Origin of the sequence: Actinoplanes sp. GCM10030250 (genome assembly GCF_042666575.1) — a bacterium.
Taxonomy (GTDB): Bacteria; Actinomycetota; Actinomycetes; order Mycobacteriales; family Micromonosporaceae; genus Actinoplanes.
The window spans coordinates 120,921-136,480 of the sequence record NZ_JBHTDO010000002.1 but is presented as its reverse complement, the minus strand read 5'-3'; the positions used below and the strand labels follow the sequence as shown (position 1 = coordinate 136,480).

Genomic DNA, 15,560 nt, shown 5'->3' with positions numbered 1-15,560 from the left:
GTTTACCTATATGCATGCGCTGTGGTGCCGACGGGTTGTACCCGTACGCTCACCGGAGCGTCAGCAAGCTTTTGGTGTTTGGTTGCTGTTACGCGCTTCTGGATTAGGAACGCGTACAAGCAGCAACCGGTTACTTCTTATCGCTTGTGAATGCTTTCACGAACTCTCGCGATGTCAAGGGTAGCGCTGGAAGTTTCTCCCGCCGGGTGAGCTGGCTCACGTACCCTTATGTCCGGTTCTGACGCTCTCGCGAGAGCCGGTTGACGAACGCTCCCATCAATGTAGTACGGTCCCGGCCGTTTCGCCGACCTTTTGACCGTGTTTCTGTAACGGATCGTGAGCAACGTTCCGGAAGAGGTACCCCGATGTCAGCAGATCACACGCAGCGCTGATGGAACGGACACGAAGTGCATCTTCTGACGCTCACCCAGATAGTCGCCGTCCAGCTGGAAAGCCTGGGGCCGGGAGGCCACCACGGTGAACTCGGCGATGTCATGAAGCCGTAACACCTGTTTACCGCGTAGATCATCGGACCGCCACGCGAGCTGTGTCATAGTCCGCGCGGTGCGAAGGACGTCCAGCTTGCGCAGGGCGAACACGTCGAGTCCAAGATCGAACGACGCGTCGGGATTGGGGTTGACCGCCCGGTCGCCGGAGTAGGTCCATGGTGCGGTGTTCTGGACGATGACCGTGCTGAGGCCGGCCTCCGCGTCCTCACCGGGGCGCTCCAGAACGAGCGGCGGATTCTTCCGGTCCATAGCGGTGAAGAACTGCCCGGTCATCGATCGTGCATAGAGGGCGGGAGTCGACGTACGCCCACGCAGCCTCGACTGCTCCACCCGCCGGATCGTCGCGGCGTCCCAGCCGAGCCCGGCGGTGAAGGTGAAGTACCGATCGTCGGCGCGTCCGAGACCGATCACCCGGTGGCGGCCGTCACGGATGCCGTCGAGGATCACACTCGTCCCGTCGACCCAGTCCCGGGGCATGCCGAGCGCTCGGGCGAAGACGTTCGTGGAGCCGCCGGGCACCACGGCGAGGGCCGGCAGGCGGTACGCCGAAGGGCCGGACAACTCGGTCAGTGCTGTCGAAGCGGTCATCAAGCCGTTCACGGCCTCGTTCACCGTGCCGTCGCCGCCCAGCGTGACGACGAGGTCGACGCCGTTTTCCGCGGCGTCCCGGGCCAGCTTCGTGGCGTGACCGCGGCGCTCCGTATATCGCATTTCCAGGTCCACCGCGCTGCGCAACGCCCGGACCAGGACATCGCGGCTGCGCTCACTGGTCGTCGTCGCCCGGGGGTTGACCACCAGCAACGCTCGCATGGGCGGCACTGTACCCGGCTGAGGGCCGTTCAGCTGTCGGTATGGTGCAGCAGTGACAGGTGAGAAATCCGTGGCGAGTGGCGCTTCGACCCTCGATTGGGGCGTGCGGCTGCTCTACCTGCAGAGCGCGGGACTCGCTGTGCTCACGGCGTACCTCATCGTCCTTGATCTGACCAGCGGTGAGGTGAACGTCGCGGTGGCCGCCTCGCTCACGGTGATGGCCGCGCTGGCCGCGTTCGCTGTCTTCGCGGTGGCCCGCGCCCTCGGGCGCCGCAGGGTTCGCGCGCGGGGCCCGGCCGTCGTGGTGCAGCTGTTCCTGCTCGCGACAGGTGGCTTCCTGCTGCAGATCGGCTCCGTAGCGGTGGGCGTGTCGATGCTCGTGCTGGCCATCGTGACCGCCGTTCTGATCCTCGTTCCGCCGAGCAGTCGAGCGTTGGGCGTCGATTAACAGGTCCCTCACAGCGGATCAGGGCATAACCTGGACGAGTGACCGGCTCAGTGGTGCGGCCGCCCGCATATCAGCAGCTCGCAGACGAGTTACGGGCGGATATAACGTCAGGGCGGCTTCAGCCCGGTGAGCGTCTGCCACCGGAGCCTGAGCTGTGTGTCAAGATCGGCGTCAGTCGCAGTACGGTGCGCGAGGCGTTACGTCTGCTGGCCAGCCAGCATCTGATCGTCACGACCCGCGGTGTCACCGGCGGGAGCTTCGTGTCGCATCCGGATGCCACGCAGCTGGCCGACGGGCTCTCCACCGGATTCGCGCTGCTCACGCACTCCGCGCACGTCGGTCTCGCCGACCTGCTGGAGTTGCGGCGCGCCCTGGAGGTGCCGGCGGCCGGGCTGGCCGCACTGCGGCGGACAGACGCACACCTGATCGAGTTGCGCGGTGCGCTCTTCGATCCGGCGATCGACGACATCGACACGATGCTCGCGGCGCACACGGTTTTCCACCGGGCCGTGGCGAAGGCTACCGGGAATCCGCTGTTCGAGCTGGTGGGGACGCCGCTTTATCACGCTTCCTACGGTGAGGAGGTGATCGGTGGGCTGCCCGAGGGGTACTGGAATCGGATCGACGCTGATCACCGGACGCTGTTGAGCTGTCTGGCTCAGCAGGATGCTGAAGGGGCGACGCGGTCTGCGGCGCAGCACATCGATTTCATCGCGGAGACGGTGCGCTGATCGGGCGTTGCTGGTCGGGTGTCGCTGGTCGGGTGTCATTGTGCGCTCGGAGCCGGCGGTGCGGTGGGCTTCGGGCGGCGCGCTCAAAGTCGGTGCGGCGAATGACTTCGTGCCCGCCCGCGGTGCGCACGCCCTGCTGCGCCCGGCGGGCTCGGCTCTCGGGCGGCGCGCTCAAGGCTGGGCGGCGCGCTCAAGGCTGGGCGGCGGGCTCGACTCTCGGGCGGCGCGCTCAAGGCTGGACGGCGCGCTCAAAGCTGGACGGCGCGCGGTCGCCTCGGCTTTCGGGCGGCGTGGGTCAGAACTCGGTGCGGCGGGTGAGCAGGCGAATCGTCGCGTAACGCCCGTTGGCCTCGGCCGACGCGGACGTGGTCAATGCGGTGAGCACCTTCCACGCGAAGGACGACTCCGACGGCAGCCGCGCGCCGCGCACCGTCGAAACGGTGACCTCGACCGTGAGCGCGTCGTCGGTGACGGCGAACCGGCACTCCAGCTCGGCGCCGCGGGTGGCGATCGCCAGCAGCATCGCGCAGGCCTCGTCGACGGCGATGCGCAGGTCCTCGATCTCGTCGAGGGCGAAGTGCAGCCGCGCCGCAAGGCCGGCGGTGGCTGTCCGGAGGACACCCAGATAACCCCCGTCGGCAGGGACAGTCAGCAGAACGACGTCGTCTCCGACGTCAGGCTCCGTCTCCATCAGCTGAGTCACCCGAGCCCTCCTCCCGATGGAGGAGACTTTAGCCGGTCGTTATGCGAACGGGGGAGTGCGGGCCTCCATAGGAACGAGCGCGGCCCCGGCCGGACATCCAGCCGGGGCCACCGTGACGCGGAAGATCAGGCCTGCTTGGTCTCCCAGAAGATCTTCGAGATCTCCTCGATCTTGCCGAGCAGCTGCTCAGCGACAGCGGGGTCGACCGAGCCCTTGGCGCCGGAGGCACCCGCGAGCTTGGTGGCCTCGTTGAAGAGCTGGTGCAGGTTCGGGTACTTCTCGAAGTGCGGCGCCTTGAAGTAGTCCGTCCAGAGCACCCAGAGGTGGTGCTTGACCAGCTCCGCGCGCTGCTCCTTGATGAGGATCGCCCGGGTGCGGAACTCGGGGTCGGTGTTCCCCTGGTACTTCTCGGCGATGGCCTTGATCGACTCGGCTTCGATCCGGGCCTGGGCCGGGTCGTAGACCCCGCAGGGCAGGTCGCAGTGTGCGCTGACCACAGTGCGCGGCGTGAGGAAACGCGGAAGTCGCATCAGGACTCCTCCATAGAGTTTGCGATGATCCGAGATTGACCCTACCCCTTACATCCTTGCCGTAACGCGACGGAGGCTTGATGCCTTGAGGTGGCAATTACCACTGTTCGCCGCGCTCGTCCGCGGGCCCTCGATGGTGCCGACGCTGCGCGCCGGCGACGCCGTTGTGGTGCGGCGGGGAGCGCGCCGGGTAAGGGCTGGTGACATCGTCGTCGCGGAATTCCGATCACGGCGCGGTCTGCTCGTTGTCAAAAGGGCCGTCGAAGAGCGTGACGGCGGGTGGTGGCTGGTCGGTGACAACGAGTTCGTGGAGGATGATTCCCGTGCTCACGGCGTTGCCGACGTCATCGGGCGTGTGATATTTCGGTACTACCCGAGACCGTTCCGGTTACGTTAGTGTCCTCTGATCCCCAGCGCACACCCGCGCTGTGGTCGAGTTACCGGGTGATCCCCGCATCGCACCGCCCCTTCTGGCGCATACTCGCGACCAGGACGCGCAGGTGCCACGTATCAATGTCGATGCAGTGTGGAGTTTCACCGTGTCTTTCTTCAGTTTCGAACTCGATCCAGCCCTGGCCGCCGACCCCGTCTTCGACCTGCACCGCCGAGGCAAGATGACGATGAGCGCGACGGTCCCGCTGGCCAGCCGCGACGACCTCTCCCTCGCCTACACGCCGGGTGTGGCCCGGGTCTGCGAGGCCATAGCCGAGGACGAGTCGCTCTACCCCGACTACACCTGGACGTCGAACACGGTCGCCGTGATCACCGACGGTTCCGCCGTCCTGGGCCTCGGCAACATCGGCCCCAAGGCCGCGATGCCCGTCATGGAGGGCAAGTCGGTCCTGTTCAAACAGTTCGGGGGCGTCGACTCGATCCCGATCGTGCTCGACACCCAGGACGTCGAGGGCATCATCGCGACGGTCAAGGCGATGGCGCCGTCGTTCGGCGGGATCAACCTGGAGGACATCAGCGCGCCGCGCTGCTTCGAGATCGAGCGCCGGCTCGACGCCGAACTCGACATCCCGGTCTTCCACGACGACCAGCACGGCACGGCAGTGGTCACGCTCGCCGCGCTGCGCAACGCGGCGAAGCTGCTCGGCCGCCGGTTCGCCGACCTGCGGGTGGTGATCAGTGGTGCCGGCGCGGCCGGGGTCGCGATCACGAAGACCCTGATCGCGGCGGGCGTCCAGGGCGCCAACACGATCGTGGTCGACTCGCGCGGGATCATCCACGGCGATCGCGACGGTTTGAACGCGGTCAAGGCGGAGCTGGCGGCGATGACGAACTTCTCGGGGCGTACCGGGGGGATCGGGGAGGCGCTGATCGGGGCGGACGTGCTCGTCGGCGTCTCCGGCGGCAACATCGCCGAGGAGGCGCTGGCCGGGATGGCGCCGGGTGCGATCATCTTCGCGCTGGCCAACCCCACCCCGGAGGTCGCGCCGGCGGTGGCGCACCGGTACGCGGCGATCGTCGCCACCGGCCGCAGCGACTTTCCGAACCAGATCAACAACGTGCTCGCGTTCCCGGGGATCTTCCGCGGTGCGCTCGACGTCCGGGCCGGGACGATCACCGACCGGATGAAGGTGGCCGCGGCAGACGCGATCGCCGCGATCGTTGCGGAGGATCTGCGTCCGGAAGCGATCGTTCCGTCACCCCTGGACCCGCGGGTCGCGCCGGCGGTGGCGGCGGCGGTGGCCGCGGCGGCGATCGAGGACGGGGTCGCGCGGCGTGCGACGCTGCCGGAGCAGGATCCGACACCGGCTCCGACCGTGGCGCCGACGCCGCTGCCTGCCTGATCACATCCGGTCACTGCGGCGGTTTGCCAGCGCCGCGCCGACTATTGCGATGCCTCGCCTCCCCGCTCCGGTGGGGAGGCGCGGTGCTTTAACGGGGACTAAGGTCGGATCATGCGCGCCGCTTACGCCTCCTCGCTCCAGCCCGACGCGCCGCTGCGCGGGCTGACCGTCGGTGAACTGCCCTTCTCCGCCCCGGACGGCTGGGTGCCGGTCGAGGTGCGGGCCGCCTCTCTCAACCACCACGACATCTGGTCGCTGCGCGGGGTGGGTCTGTCGGCCGACCGGCTGCCGATGATCCTGGGCTGCGACGCCGCCGGTGTCGACCCGGACGGCAACGAGGTCGTGGTGTTCCCGGTGGTGGAGGACAAGGCCGACCCGCGGGGCTTCTCGATCTTCTCCGAGCGCCACCCGGGCACGCTGGCCGAGCGCCTGGCCGCGCCGCGGGAGAACCTGATCCCCAAGCCGGCCGGGGTGTCCTTCGCGGAGGCGGCCTGCCTTCCGACTGCTTGGCTCACCGCGTACCACATGCTGGTGACCCGCGGCCGTGCCGCGGAGGCCGGGGCGGTGCTGGTCCAGGGCGCTGGTGGGGGCGTGGCCACCGCGGCGGTCGCGCTGGGCGTCGCGCTCGGCAAGAGGGTGTACGCGACAAGCCGTGAATCCTGGAAGCGGGACCGGATCACCGAGCTGGGGGCCATCGCGGTGGAACCCGGGGCGCGGCTCCCCGAGCGGGTCGACGTGGTGATCGAGTCGGTCGGCGCGCCCACCTTCGAGCACTCGATGAAATGCTCGGCTCCCGGCGCCCGGATCGTGGTCTGCGGCGCCACCGCGGGTCACCAGGCGCAAGTCGACCTGCGCCGGGTGTTCGCCATGCAGCTGGAGATTCTCGGCAGCAGCATGGGCACCCCGGCGGAGCTGGCCGCCCTCCTCGAGCTGGTGGCGTCGGGGAAGGTGAAGCCGGTGATCGACTCGACCTATCCGTTCGGCTCGGCGGAGGAGGCGTTCGCCAGGCTCGAGTCGGGCGAGGTCTTCGGCAAGGTCGTCCTCGAGTTCTAGACAGGCCCGGAGCGGGCCTCAGAGCGTGCCGGTGAAGCCCGCCGCTCCGGTCGACGAGGCGTCCTGCGGCAGCCGTGCCTTGGCCGCCTCGTCGCCGCTCAGCGCCCATCGCCAGAAGTCCGTGGTGGTCGTGGCCACCACGGCGGGCTCGTCCTGGTACGGCAGGTGGGTGCCCCGCGGCAGCTCCATGAACGCTTTCGGCCAGGTCACCTCGTTGTACGCGCCGTACGCCTGCTCGTAGGTGACCGTCTCGTCGAGCTTGCCCTGTACGAACAGCAGCGGAGCCGCGGTGCCGGAGAACGGCTTGGGCTGCGGCATCTGCCGCCCCGCAATGATCAGCCCGGCCTTGAGGCGCGGGTCGCGGCTGCCGCTGAAGAGTCCGATGGTGGTGATGCCGCCGGCCGAGTGCCCGGCCGCGGCGATCCGCTCCGGGTCGATCCGGCCGGGGAGGGCCTTGAGCACCTCGGTGATCACATACTGCGCGTCGGCGGGCTGGTTGACCACGTCGTCGGCGTCGTAGTCGGCCGCCTGGTTCCAGGTGCGCGGGTATTTCGGGGCGGCGACCGCGAAGCCGGCCTCGGCCCAGGCGTTGAGCAGATCGGCGTAGTCGTCCGGCTGCGAGGTCAGCCCGTGACTGAAATAGATCAGCGGGTGGGGACCTTCTCCGGCGGGCAGCCAGACCTTCGTCGGCAACGGGCGGTCACCGCCGCGGTTGAACTCGAGCTCCTGCGTCTGTGCCTGTCCACCCGGCTGCCGCGCAGTGCCGCCGGCGGCGGGGGTGGAGGGCGGAGACGGCTCCGGCGAGCCGGAGGAACAGCCGGTCAGAGCTGCGACGGAGGACAGGGCGAGGGCGATCACGGAACGACGAAGCACCCGGCCCATTGTGCCCGCGCCTTGATCATCTGACCTGTGACGAAGCGGTGTGAACGCTGTGAACCGTCGCGGACGTCACACCGGGTTCCGCCGAACAGGTGCTGTGCTTCGCCATTGTTGACCGCTTTCGCTAGGGTCGGCGCATGCCTGACAACCACGTCGACCCGAGCGGCAACACCGAGGCGTTCCGGGCCTTCACCCGTACGACGCCGGAGGCGAAGGCGCCGTCCAAGACACCCATCGTGATCGGTGGTGTGGTCGCCGCCGTCGTTCTGATCGCCCTGGTGGCCTGGTTAGCTCTCTGAGCCGATTGCTCGCCGGGCCTCCTCGGCGATCTCCAGCTCCTCCTCGGTCGGCACCACGCAGACCGTGATCGGCGAACCGTCCGGCGAGATGATCAGCTCATTGCGCCCGTTGCGGTCCGGGTCGACAGTGATGCCCAGTGCCTCCAGCCCGCCGAGCGCACCCTCCCGCACGACCGGCGAGTTCTCGCCGACTCCCGCGGTGAAGGTGATCGCGTCCACCCGGCCGAGGACGGCCAGGTACGCCCCGACGTACTCGCGAAGCCTCCGGCAGTAGATCTCGAACGCGAGTGCGGCTTCCGAGTCTCCCTGATCGCGGCGCTCCAGCACCGTACGCATGTCGTTGTCGCCTGTAAGACCTTGCAGTCCGGACCGTCGTGTCAGCAGTTCCTCGATCTCGTCGATCGGCAGGCCCGCCTCCCGGTGCAGGTGGAAGACCACGCTCGGGTCGATGTCACCCGATCGGGTGCCCATCACCAGTCCGCTGAGCGGCGACATGCCCATCGACGTCGCCACGCTGCGACCGCCCCGCACCGCGGTGGCGCTGGAACCGTTGCCCAGGTGCAGCGTGATGACGTTGGTCTCGGCGACCGGCTTGCCCAGCATCCGGCCGGTCTCCCGCGACACGTACGCGTGCGAGGTCCCGTGGAACCCGTACCTCCGAATGCCCCAGCGCTCGGCCACCTCCCGGTCGATCGCCCAGCGCACGCCCTCCGGCGGGATCGTCGCATGGAACGCGGTGTCGAAGACCGCCACCTGCGGCACCTCCGGCAGCAGCTTGCGGGCCACCTCCAGCCCGGTCAGCGCGGCCGGGTTGTGCAGCGGCGCGAGCGGAACCAGTTCCTCGATGGTGGCCACCACGTCGTCGGTCACGACGGTGGAGCTGGTGAACCGGTCACCGCCGTGCACCACCCGGTGCCCGACCGCGGCGAGCCCGGTCAGGTCGACGGTGTCCATCAGCCGCTGGAGCGCCTCCCGGTGGTCGGCGGCGTCACCACCCGCCTCGCCGATCCGCTGGATCAGGCCCTTGGTCAGCACGTCCGAGCCGTCGAAGAGTCGGTACCGCAGGGAGGAGGAGCCGCAGTTGAGCACCAGTACCCGAGTCATCTCGCTCCCGCCTGGATCGCCGTGATGGCGACCGTGTTGACGATGTCCTTGACCGTCGCGCCGCGGGACAGGTCGTTCACCGGCTGCCGCAGGCCCTGCATGACCGGGCCGACGGCTACCGCGTTCGCCGAGCGCTGGACCGCCTTGTAGGTGTTGTTGCCCGTGTTCAGGTCGGGGAACACGAAGACCGTCGCCTTTCCGGCCACGTCGCTGCCGGGCAGCTTGGCGGCGGCCACCGCCGGGTCGATCGCCGCGTCGTACTGGATCGGGCCCTCGACCGGCAGGCCGGGCTGCCGCTCGCGGACCAGCGCGGTGGCCGCGGCGACCTTGTCCACGTCCGCGCCCGAGCCGGAGCTGCCGGTCGAGTAGGAGAGCATCGCGACCCGCGGTTCGATCCCGAATGCGGCGGCGGTCTGTGCCGAGGACAGCGCGATGTCGGCGAGCTGGGCGGCGTCCGGGTCCGGGTTGACCGCGCAGTCGCCGTAGACCAGCACCCGGTCGGCGAGCAGCATGAAGAACACGCTCGACGCCACCGACACCCCGGGCACCGTTTTGATGATCTCGAAGGCCGGCCGGATGGTGGCCGCGGTGGTGTGGGTGGCGCCGGAGACCATGCCGTCGGCGAGTCCGGCCGCGACCATCATGGTGCCGAAGTAGTTGACGTCGCGGACCACGTCGAACGCCAGGTCCAGGGTCACGCCCCGGTGCTTGCGGACCTCCGCGTACCGCGCGGCGAAGTCGTCCCGCCACTCGCTGGAGCCCGGGTCGACGAGCCGCGCACCGCCGATCTCCACGCCGATCTCGCGGGCCCGCCGGGCGATCTCGGCCGGATCTCCGAGCAGGGTGAGGTCGGCGACGCCACGCCGGAGCAGGGTCTCGGTGGCCCGCAGGATGCGCTCCTCGGTGCCCTCCGGCAGGACGAGGTGCCGCCGGTTGGCGCGGGCCCGGTCGATCAGGTCGTTCTCGAACATCAGCGGGGTGACCCGGCTGGACCGGGCCACGTCGAGCAGCGAGGACAGTGCCGCGGTGTCGACGTTCTCCTCGAAGACCCCGAGAGCCGCGTCGACCTTGCGAGGCGTACCGAGCTGCGCCTCGATCCGGCCGGCCGCGGAGATGGTGTGGTAGCTGTCCGACTTGGCGATCAGGATGGCCAGCCCGGTGTTGAGACGCTCGATGACCTCCACGGCCCGCGGGTCCGGCGGCTCGCCGAGCGTGAGCACCAGGCCGGCCAGCGTGACAGTGCCCGCCGCGTGCGCCGCGCTCGCCGCCACCAGCAGGTCGGCCCGGTCGCCCGGAGTGATCAGCAGTGCGCCCTCGGTCAGGTGCTCCAGCACGGTCGGCACCTGGGCGGCGCCCACCACGTAGTCGAGGACGTCGCGCTCCAGCGCGCCGGGCGAACCGGCGAAGACCGTGGCGCCGAGCGATGCCGCCACCTCGCCGACTGTCGGCGCGGCGATCGCCGGCACCTCCGGAATCGCCCAGAACGGGACGGGGAGGCCTTCGGGCGCGGGCGCCGGCTGGGTGCCGGGCACCCGGTTGGCGATCACCGCGGCAACCGTCGCGCCCAGATCGGCAAGAGAGTGGTACGCACTACGCGCGGCCGCCGCGAGAGAGTCGGCGGACCGCCCCTCGCCGCTGACCACCGGAACCACGACGCTGCCGAACTCGGTTGCCAGCCGCGCGTTGAAGGCCAGCTCGCGGGGCAGCTCCTCGCGGCCCTCGGCGGGCTTGTCGGTGAAGTCGCTGCCGATGATGACGACGGAGCTGCTCTGCCGCTCGACCGCCCGGTAACGCTCGACGATCCGGCCGATCAGCTCCTCCCGGCGCCCGTCGGCGACCAGGGCCGTCGCCTCGGCCATGGTGACGCCGAAGGACTCCTCGTAGGGAACCGGGCCGGGGTAGCGCTCGCGCAGCAGCGTGAGCAGCGGGTCCCGGCCGTTGCCGCGGACCAGCGGGCGGAACACCCCCACTCGGGCGACCTGCCGGGACAGCAACTCGACGATGCCGAGAGCCACTGTCCCCTTACCGACGGACGGGCCCAAGCCCGCTACGTAGACGCTGCGTGCCACGACTTCAACCTACCGGCAGGCGGGTGCCCGCACCGGGCCGAAAGTCCCGTCTTGCCAATAGCATCCGTCACGTGCAAACTAGTCACGCGTCAGGTTGACGCAAGTACGAAATGCTCTTGGGGAGGAGTACGTTGAGCACGTCGATTGAGGAACGCGTCGCGACGATCGAGGAGTGGGTCACGTTGCAGGAAGGACTGCAAGAAGCGATCACCACTGAGTTGAAGGCGATGAACCGGCACTTCGAGTCTCAAGGACGCCGGCTGGATGCCGTGGACACCAGGCTGAACAACATGGACGGCAAGCTGCTCGCCATGGACGGCAAGCTGCTCGCCATGGACGGCAAGCTGCTCGCCATGGACGGCAAGCTGCTCGCTATGGACACCAGGCTGACCAGCATGGATAACAGGCTGACCAGCATGGACGTCAAGTTGAACCGCACGGACTCCAGATTGGATGGGATGGAACTCAATCTGGAGTCCGTGAACGGCAAGCTGGATGCGATCTTCGACATCCTGCGGCCGGCGGCCGAAGCGAACTGAGGGCTATTCCTCGTCGTCCTCGTCGGCGCGGGCGAGCCACGTCGCGAAGCGCTCGATCGGGGTTTCGAACTCCGGGTTCAGGTCGACGAAGGTGCGCAGCTGTTCGCCCAGCCACTCCAGGGTCACGGACTCCTCGCCGCGCCGCTCGACCAGCTCCTCGATGCCACGATCGGTGAAGTACATGTGCGGATAGTAAGCGGGGGCGCCCCGCCGAAGCGGAGCGCCCCCTCAAACGTTCACCAGATCACGGGCGGGGCAGCGACGCCTCCACCAGCGCGGCCTGCTCGGCCTCGTGGGTCTTGGCCGAGCCGACCGCCGGAGCCGCCGCCGCCGGGCGGGAGATCCGGCGCAGGCGCACACCCTCGAGGTGCTCGAGGAGGTTGAGCGCCACGAACGACCAGGCACCCTGGTTGGCCGGCTCCTCCTGAACCCAGGCGAAGTCCTCGGCGTTCGGGTACTTCGACAGCTCGGCCTTCAGCTCCTCGACGGGCAGCGGGTAGATCTGCTCCATCCGGATGATCGCGGTGTCGGTGATGCCGCGTTCCGCCCGCGCCTGGAACAGGTCGTAGTAGACCTTGCCGGAGCAGAGCAGCACCCGCTTCACCGAGGCGCCGTCGAGCGGCTGGCCCTTGACCCCGGCGTCGCCGATGATCGGCCGGAAGGTGCCCTCGGTGAACTCGTTCACCGCCGACACCGCCAGCTTGTGGCGCAGCAGCGATTTCGGCGAGAACACCACGAGCGGCTTGCGCTTGCTGCTCAGGCCCTGGCGGCGCAGCAGGTGGAAGTAGTTCGCCGGGGTGGTCGGGTTCGCCACCCGCATGTTGTCCTGCGCGCAGAGCTGCAGGAACCGCTCCGGGCGGCCGGACGAGTGGTCCGGTCCCTGGCCCTCCATGCCGTGCGGGAGCAGCAGCACCAGCGACGACTGCTGGCCCCACTTGACCTCGCCGGAGGAGAGGAACTCGTCCACGATCGACTGCGCGCCGTTGACGAAGTCACCGAACTGGGCCTCCCACAGCACCAGGGCGTCCGGGTTCTCCACCGAGTAGCCGTACTCGAAGCCCATCGCCGCGTACTCGGAGAGCAGCGAGTCGTGGACGAAGAAGCGGGCGCTGCCGGTGGCGAGCGATCCGATCGGCAGGAAGTCCTTGCCGGTCTTCGAGTCCACGATCGCGGCGTGCCGCGAGGTGAACGTGCCGCGGCGCGAGTCCTGCCCGGCGAGCCGGACGGTGACGCCCTGGTGGAGCAGCGACCCGAAGGCGATCAGCTCACCGAAGCCCCAGTCGATGCCACCGTCGGTGGACATCTTGGCGCGCCGGTCGAGGAGCTGCTGCACCCGCTTGTGCGGGGTGAAGCCCTCGGGAAGCTCGATGTGCGCCTGGCCGACGGACCGCACCACGTCGGCCGAGACCGCCGTCTCCGCCTCCGGCTCGCTCTCCTCGGAGATGATGCGCGGACGCGGCGGGCTGCCGGCCGAGTTCCGGGTGGCCTTGAAGACCTCTTCGAGCCGGCCCTGGAAGTCGCGCAGCTGCTCCTCGGCCTCCTGCACGGTGATGTCACCGCGGCCGATGAGCTCCTCGGTGTAGAGCTTCCGGACGCTGCGCTTGGTGTCGATGATCTGGTACATCCGCGGGTTGGTCATCGACGGGTCGTCGCCCTCGTTGTGACCGCGGCGGCGGTAGCAGACCATGTCGATCACGACGTCCTTGTTGAACGCCTGCCGGTACTCGAAGGCCAGCTTCGCCACCCGGACGACGGTCTCCGGGTCGTCGCCGTTGACGTGGAAGATCGGCGCCTCGACCATCCGGGCCACGTCGGTGGAGTACATCGACGAGCGGCTGTACTCCGGGGCGGTGGTGAAGCCGACCTGGTTGTTCACGATGACGTGGACCGTGCCGCCGGTGCGGTAACCGCGCAACTGGGACAGGTTCAGCGTCTCGGCGACCACGCCCTGACCGGCGAACGCGGCGTCGCCGTGCACCAGCAGGGGCAGCACCGTGTAACCGTGGAGGCCGAGGTCGAGGCGGTCCTGCTTGGCCCGGACGATGCCTTCCAGCACCGGGTCCACGGCCTCCAGGTGCGACGGGTTGGCGACCACGCTGACGGTGGTGGCGTGTTCGCCGTCCGGCGTCGTGTATTTGCCGGTCTGGCCGAGGTGGTACTTGACGTCACCGGAGCCGTGCGCCGACTTCGGGTCCATCCACCCTTCGAATTCGTTGAAGATCTTCTCGTACGGCTTGCCGACGATGTTGGTGAGCACGTTCAGCCGGCCGCGGTGGGCCATGCCGATCACCATCTCGTCGAGGCCGGCCTCGGCCGACGACTGCAGGACCGCGTCGAGCAGCGGGATCAGCGACTCGCCGCCCTCCAGCGAGAACCGCTTCTGACCCACGTACTTCGTCTGGAGGAAGGTCTCGAACGCCTCGGCGGCGTTGAGCCGGTGCAGGACGTGCTTCTGCTCGTCGGCGTCCGGCTTCGTGTACTTGACCTCGACGCGCTCCTGGATCCAGCGGCGCTCCTCCGGGTCCTGGATGTGCATGTACTCGATGCCGACCCGGCGGCAGTAGCTGTCGCGCAGCACGCCGAGGACGTCACGCAGCTTCATCTTCTGCTTGCCGGCGAAGCCGCCGACCGGGAAGCTGCGGTCCAGGTCCCACAGGGTCAGGCCGTGCTGGAGCACGTCCAGGTCGGGGTGCTTGCGGATGGTGAACTCGAGCGGGTCGGTGTCGGCCATCAGGTGACCGCGCACCCGGTACGCGTGGATCAGCTCCACCACCCGGGCGGCCTTGTCGATCTGGCCCTCGGAGGTCCGGGCCACGTCGCGCACCCAGCGCACCGGCTCGTACGGAATCCGCAGTGACGTGAAGATGTCGTCGTAGAACCCGTGCCCGCCGAGCAGCAGCTCGTGCATCACCTTGAGGAACTCGCCGGACTGGGCGCCCTGGATGACCCGGTGGTCGTAGGTGCTCGTCAGCGTCGTGACCTTGCTCACGCCGTGCTCGGCGAGGGTCTCGTCGCTCATGCCGGAGTACGGGGCGGGGTACTCCATCGCGCCGACACCGATGATCGCGCTCTGGCCGTTCATCAGGCGCGGGATGGAGTGCACCGTGCCGATGCCGCCCGGGTTGGTCAGCGAGATCGTGGTGCCGGAGTAGTCCTCCATGGTCAGCTCGTTGCGCCGGGCGCGGCGGACCACGTCCTCGTACGCCTGCCAGAACTGCCGGAAGTCCATCTTCTCGCAGTGCTTGATGGACGGCACGACGAGCGTGCGGGAGCCGTCCTTCTTGGCCAGGTCGATGGCGATGCCGAGGTTGATGTGCTCCGGCTGGACCAGCGCGGGCTTGCCGTCGATCTCGGCGAAGGAGTTGTTCATCTCCGGGTGGTCGACGACCGCCCGGATGAGCGCCCAGCCGATCAGGTGCGTGAAGCTGACCTTGCCGCCTCGCCCGCGGGAGAGATGGTTGTTGATGACGATGCGGTTGTCGACCATGAGCTTCGCCGGGACCGCGCGCACCGACGTGGCGGTGGGCACCTCGAGCGAGGTCTCCATGTTCTGCACGATCTTGGCCGCGACGCCGCGCAGGGTGGTCGTCTTCGCGCCGGCCGGTGCGGCCGCGCCGTTCGGGGCGGGCTTGGCAGCGGGCTTCGCCGCGGGCGGTGCCGCTTCCGGCTGCTTCGCGGGCGCGGACGGGGTCACCTGCTTGGCCGGTGCGACGGTGGCCGCCGCGGGCGCGTCGGTGCCGGCCTTCGCGGCGGTGGCGGTCGCGTTCGCCGCCTTCGCCTCGTCCGGCGTCACGATCGAGCCCGTGGCCATCGCCGGCTTGTAGTCGGCGAAGAAATCGTGCCAGGCAGGGTCGACACTTGTCGGGTCGGACAGGTATCGCTGGTACATCTCATCGACGATCCACTCGTTGGGACCGAAGTCCGCGAGTGGATTGTCTTGCGAAGTCTGCTGCGTCGACACTGCCGCGTTCGCCTCTTTCACCGTGTTTGTCATCACGTGACTGGCCCGTACGTGACTGCCGTCACGCGGGACGGGTAGGAATCGGTGTCCAGGCTACGCCGTGCGCGAGCGCTGTCCGCTGAGACGTCC

General features: G+C 68.8%; 15 protein-coding genes. 7 read left to right on the top strand and 8 right to left on the bottom strand.

Going from position 1 to position 15,560, the window contains the following annotated elements:
* Window positions 1-368: 368 nt before the first annotated feature.
* Window positions 369-1,319 carry a diacylglycerol/lipid kinase family protein gene (locus tag ACFQV6_RS03750; protein WP_378025886.1) on the bottom strand — a complete coding sequence of 317 codons (951 nt, stop codon included), beginning with the start codon at window positions 1,317-1,319 and terminating at the stop codon, window positions 369-371.
* A 52-nt stretch (window positions 1,320-1,371) separates the two neighbouring features.
* Between ACFQV6_RS03750 and ACFQV6_RS03745 the strand changes: the two genes are divergently transcribed.
* Both ACFQV6_RS03745 and ACFQV6_RS03740 read left to right on the top strand, forming a co-directional pair.
* Complete coding sequence (locus ACFQV6_RS03745; RefSeq protein WP_378025885.1) at window positions 1,372-1,767, top strand: hypothetical protein; 396 nt, start codon at window positions 1,372-1,374, stop codon at window positions 1,765-1,767.
* A gap of 38 nt (window positions 1,768-1,805) precedes the next feature.
* Complete coding sequence (locus ACFQV6_RS03740) at window positions 1,806-2,498, top strand: FadR/GntR family transcriptional regulator (protein ID WP_378025884.1); 693 nt, start codon at window positions 1,806-1,808, stop codon at window positions 2,496-2,498.
* Window positions 2,499-2,793: 295 nt separating this feature from the next.
* Here the strand turns inward: ACFQV6_RS03740 and ACFQV6_RS03735 are convergent, their stop codons facing one another.
* Both ACFQV6_RS03735 and sodN read right to left on the bottom strand, forming a co-directional pair.
* Window positions 2,794-3,189 (bottom strand): ATP-binding protein, encoded by a 396-nt coding sequence (locus ACFQV6_RS03735; RefSeq protein ID WP_364222508.1) that lies wholly within the window; start codon window positions 3,187-3,189, stop codon window positions 2,794-2,796.
* A 137-nt stretch (window positions 3,190-3,326) separates the two neighbouring features.
* Window positions 3,327-3,731: a superoxide dismutase, Ni gene (gene sodN / locus ACFQV6_RS03730; protein WP_196413603.1), complete on the bottom strand. Its 405-nt coding sequence runs from the start codon at window positions 3,729-3,731 to the stop codon at window positions 3,327-3,329.
* A gap of 133 nt (window positions 3,732-3,864) precedes the next feature.
* Between sodN and ACFQV6_RS03725 the strand changes: the two genes are divergently transcribed.
* From ACFQV6_RS03725 to ACFQV6_RS03715, 3 genes are all read left to right on the top strand, one after another.
* On the top strand, window positions 3,865-4,128 hold the full coding sequence (locus tag ACFQV6_RS03725) for a S26 family signal peptidase (RefSeq protein WP_378025883.1): 264 nt from the start codon (window positions 3,865-3,867) through the stop codon (window positions 4,126-4,128).
* A 217-nt stretch (window positions 4,129-4,345) separates the two neighbouring features.
* Window positions 4,346-5,527: an NADP-dependent malic enzyme gene (locus tag ACFQV6_RS03720; RefSeq protein WP_378026253.1), complete on the top strand. Its 1,182-nt coding sequence runs from the start codon at window positions 4,346-4,348 to the stop codon at window positions 5,525-5,527.
* Window positions 5,528-5,638: 111 nt separating this feature from the next.
* Window positions 5,639-6,580: a zinc-binding dehydrogenase gene (locus tag ACFQV6_RS03715; RefSeq protein WP_378025882.1), complete on the top strand. Its 942-nt coding sequence runs from the start codon at window positions 5,639-5,641 to the stop codon at window positions 6,578-6,580.
* Window positions 6,581-6,598: 18 nt separating this feature from the next.
* On the opposite strand, the gene ACFQV6_RS03710 is transcribed toward ACFQV6_RS03715, so the two are convergent.
* Window positions 6,599-7,453 (bottom strand): alpha/beta hydrolase family protein, encoded by an 855-nt coding sequence (locus tag ACFQV6_RS03710; protein WP_378025881.1) that lies wholly within the window; start codon window positions 7,451-7,453, stop codon window positions 6,599-6,601.
* A gap of 143 nt (window positions 7,454-7,596) precedes the next feature.
* Between ACFQV6_RS03710 and ACFQV6_RS03705 the strand changes: the two genes are divergently transcribed.
* A complete protein-coding gene (locus ACFQV6_RS03705; protein ID WP_378025880.1) occupies window positions 7,597-7,758 on the top strand; it encodes a hypothetical protein in 162 nt (53 codons plus the stop codon).
* Here the strand turns inward: ACFQV6_RS03705 and ACFQV6_RS03700 are convergent.
* Window positions 7,747-8,862: an acetate/propionate family kinase gene (locus ACFQV6_RS03700; RefSeq protein WP_378025879.1), complete on the bottom strand. Its 1,116-nt coding sequence runs from the start codon at window positions 8,860-8,862 to the stop codon at window positions 7,747-7,749. The genes ACFQV6_RS03705 and ACFQV6_RS03700 overlap by 12 nt on opposite strands.
* Window positions 8,859-10,931, bottom strand: a complete 2,073-nt coding sequence (gene pta / locus ACFQV6_RS03695; RefSeq protein WP_378025878.1) for a phosphate acetyltransferase — start codon at window positions 10,929-10,931, stop codon at window positions 8,859-8,861. Before pta ends, ACFQV6_RS03700 begins: the two co-directional genes overlap by 4 nt.
* Before the next feature lie 131 nt (window positions 10,932-11,062).
* Here pta and ACFQV6_RS03690 point away from each other — a divergent pair, with 131 nt between their 5' ends.
* Window positions 11,063-11,470, top strand: coding sequence for a hypothetical protein (locus ACFQV6_RS03690; RefSeq protein WP_378025877.1), 408 nt, complete (start codon window positions 11,063-11,065; stop codon window positions 11,468-11,470).
* A 3-nt stretch (window positions 11,471-11,473) separates the two neighbouring features.
* Here the strand turns inward: ACFQV6_RS03690 and ACFQV6_RS03685 are convergent, their stop codons facing one another.
* Complete coding sequence (locus tag ACFQV6_RS03685) at window positions 11,474-11,653, bottom strand: DUF6104 family protein (protein ID WP_378025876.1); 180 nt, start codon at window positions 11,651-11,653, stop codon at window positions 11,474-11,476.
* A 61-nt stretch (window positions 11,654-11,714) separates the two neighbouring features.
* A complete protein-coding gene (locus ACFQV6_RS03680) occupies window positions 11,715-15,431 on the bottom strand; it encodes a multifunctional oxoglutarate decarboxylase/oxoglutarate dehydrogenase thiamine pyrophosphate-binding subunit/dihydrolipoyllysine-residue succinyltransferase subunit (protein ID WP_378026252.1) in 3,717 nt (1,238 codons plus the stop codon).
* Between the last annotated feature and the right edge of the window lie 129 nt (window positions 15,432-15,560).

What these genes read in the sequence shown, in the direction of transcription:
- ACFQV6_RS03750 (WP_378025886.1), bottom strand. Translation starts at nt 1,319, where the DNA reads ATGCGAGCGTTGCTGGTGGTCAACCCCCGGGCGACGACGACCAGTGAG.
- ACFQV6_RS03735 (WP_364222508.1), bottom strand. Translation starts at nt 3,189, where the DNA reads ATGGAGACGGAGCCTGACGTCGGAGACGACGTCGTTCTGCTGACTGTC.
- sodN (WP_196413603.1), bottom strand. Translation starts at nt 3,731, where the DNA reads ATGCGACTTCCGCGTTTCCTCACGCCGCGCACTGTGGTCAGCGCACAC.
- ACFQV6_RS03725 (WP_378025883.1), top strand. Translation starts at nt 3,865, where the DNA reads ATGGTGCCGACGCTGCGCGCCGGCGACGCCGTTGTGGTGCGGCGGGGA.
- ACFQV6_RS03720 (WP_378026253.1), top strand. Translation starts at nt 4,346, where the DNA reads ATGACGATGAGCGCGACGGTCCCGCTGGCCAGCCGCGACGACCTCTCC.
- ACFQV6_RS03715 (WP_378025882.1), top strand. Translation starts at nt 5,639, where the DNA reads ATGCGCGCCGCTTACGCCTCCTCGCTCCAGCCCGACGCGCCGCTGCGC.
- ACFQV6_RS03705 (WP_378025880.1), top strand. Translation starts at nt 7,597, where the DNA reads ATGCCTGACAACCACGTCGACCCGAGCGGCAACACCGAGGCGTTCCGG.
- ACFQV6_RS03700 (WP_378025879.1), bottom strand. Translation starts at nt 8,862, where the DNA reads ATGACTCGGGTACTGGTGCTCAACTGCGGCTCCTCCTCCCTGCGGTAC.
- ACFQV6_RS03685 (WP_378025876.1), bottom strand. Translation starts at nt 11,653, where the DNA reads ATGTACTTCACCGATCGTGGCATCGAGGAGCTGGTCGAGCGGCGCGGC.